The organism is Dapis hubbardiae BLCC-M172 (genome assembly GCF_050016015.1).
In the GTDB taxonomy this organism is placed as follows: Bacteria; Cyanobacteriota; Cyanobacteriia; order Cyanobacteriales; family Microcoleaceae; genus Trichodesmium.
This window is the reverse complement of the sequence record NZ_JBNHEQ010000337.1, coordinates 10,024-11,917: the sequence shown is the minus strand read 5'-3', so window position 1 is coordinate 11,917 and position 1,894 is coordinate 10,024. Positions and strand designations below refer to the sequence as shown.

Genomic DNA, 1,894 nt, shown 5'->3' with positions numbered 1-1,894 from the left:
ACCTGCACCAGTCAATCCTATCAGACCGCGACCTCAACCAATGTTAACAAATGTTCCACCTCAACCTGTTGCACCTACATCGGTCAATCCCATTATACCGCGACCTCAACCAATGTTAACAAATGTTCCACCTCAACCTGTGGCACCTGCACCAGTCAATCCTATCAGACCGCGACCTCAACCAATGTTAACAAATGTTCCACCTCAACCTGTTGCACCTACATCGGTCAATCCCATTATACCGCGACCTCAACCAATGTTAACAAATGTTCCACCTCAACCTGTGGCACCTGCACCAGTCAATCCTATCAGACCGCGACCTCAACCAATGTTAACAAATGTTCCACCTCAACCTGTTGCACCTACATCGGTCAATCCCATTATACCGCGACCTCAACCTACGATCAAAAATCCCCATCCTGTTCCACCTGCATCGCAACCAATAGTGAAAAATCCTGATCTTGTAAGACCCACACCAAAACTACAACCGACGAGCGCAAATCCTCATCTCATACCAATCACAACCCAACCAATAGTACAAAATCCTCATAATTCTATGCCATCTGCAAGAAAATTACCATCAATAAGGGAATAGAAAACAGGGAAATAGATGCCATAATAGGGATGTTCCATGAAACATCCCTACAACAATATTTTATTATATGAGCTTCTTATTCTTGAGTAATTTTAATTACATAAGGATAATATTTATTTCTTTGGTAAGAACCTATCCAAATTTCATAAGTACCTGAAAACCATTGACCGATAATTCCTGGATTTTTTCCTTCAAAGTCATCATTACACCAACTACCTCCAGGACCTCTAATGACTAAAGTTGTATCTTCACTACTTTTAACCTCAAGTTTCAGAGATTCAAAAAAGCCATTTAAAATTATTCTATGATCTGGTTCTTTATCAATAAAACCTACACATGGTCCTGTTACAGTGTTTTCTCTGCCTGTTGTTTCTTTGGCAGATATAGGTCCTCCACTTAACCCTCTAATAATCATTCGGTTTTGAGGAGATTTTGGATACAAATTAACATCTTCAAATATAGGTGTCAATTGTAAATCTTGGGATAAAACTGGGGTGGTTTTCTGCATCCCTGCTAATGAAAACAATACTCCTAAAAATAATATCGTTTTTTTAAGTTGATTTCTATTCATTGAGAGTGCTGTTTTCCGATAATAAAGTCATTGCAGTTATCAGTTATCAGTTATCAGCACCTCGCACCTTTTGCCAGAGGCTTGAAATACTGAAGTTGATTTTTTTCATCCCCTTGTAAAGCAACAGCTCGTGGCACAGTCAAGGGGAGGCTTGAGAGCTTATTTTATGGTCAAAAAACTTATAGGGGGAATGTGAATCATAAATTTTGCTGTTTCACTTTAATATGTTTGATTCCCCCTTTCTTTTTGAGTATGTAAAACTCTTATTTAAGATTGCTTACCAACAATTTCTGCTTTGATATCTTCAATTTTATCTAATAATTCTTGCCGATTAGATTTTCGCAGCAAATAACGGTAAACAAACCAAACTGCATATCCCATCCCAATAAATTCAAAGCTAACTGATAGAATAGGAATTCCTTGTAACGTTTGCAGAAAACTCACAATTAACGTCAAAGTTAATATTGCTAAGGTCAGCGAACCAACTACTTTAAGCTGACTTTGATATTCTTGATAGAATTGATTAATGTAGTCAGGAAAGTTAGAAAAGATATTGATCAATTGTTCTTTAATTTTATTGAATTGTTCAATATCAATGGGTTTGTTGGTTACTGTGTCTACAGGTTTTTGGTCATCTAAGATGGGAGTTTCAACCTGAGCAGCAACTTTTTGTTCTATGGTTTCTGCACCAGTTGTCGGAGTTGTTGGTGTTGCTGATGTTGAGACTT

General features: G+C 37.6%; 2 protein-coding genes and 1 pseudogene. 1 reads left to right on the top strand and 2 read right to left on the bottom strand.

The features are described 5' to 3' along the window. Positions 1 to 595: pseudogene (locus tag ACP6PK_RS31075) on the top strand (hypothetical protein); the annotation flags it as partial. Positions 596 to 671: 76 nt separating this feature from the next. Here the strand turns inward: ACP6PK_RS31075 and ACP6PK_RS31070 are convergent. Next, positions 672 to 1,166 carry a hypothetical protein gene (locus ACP6PK_RS31070; protein ID WP_094673602.1) on the bottom strand — a complete coding sequence of 165 codons (495 nt, stop codon included), beginning with the start codon at positions 1,164 to 1,166 and terminating at the stop codon, positions 672 to 674. 267 nt (positions 1,167 to 1,433) lie between these two features. Continuing rightward, on the bottom strand, positions 1,434 to 1,894 hold a 461-nt coding region (locus ACP6PK_RS31065), incomplete at its 5' end, for a CAAD domain-containing protein (RefSeq protein ID WP_426565573.1).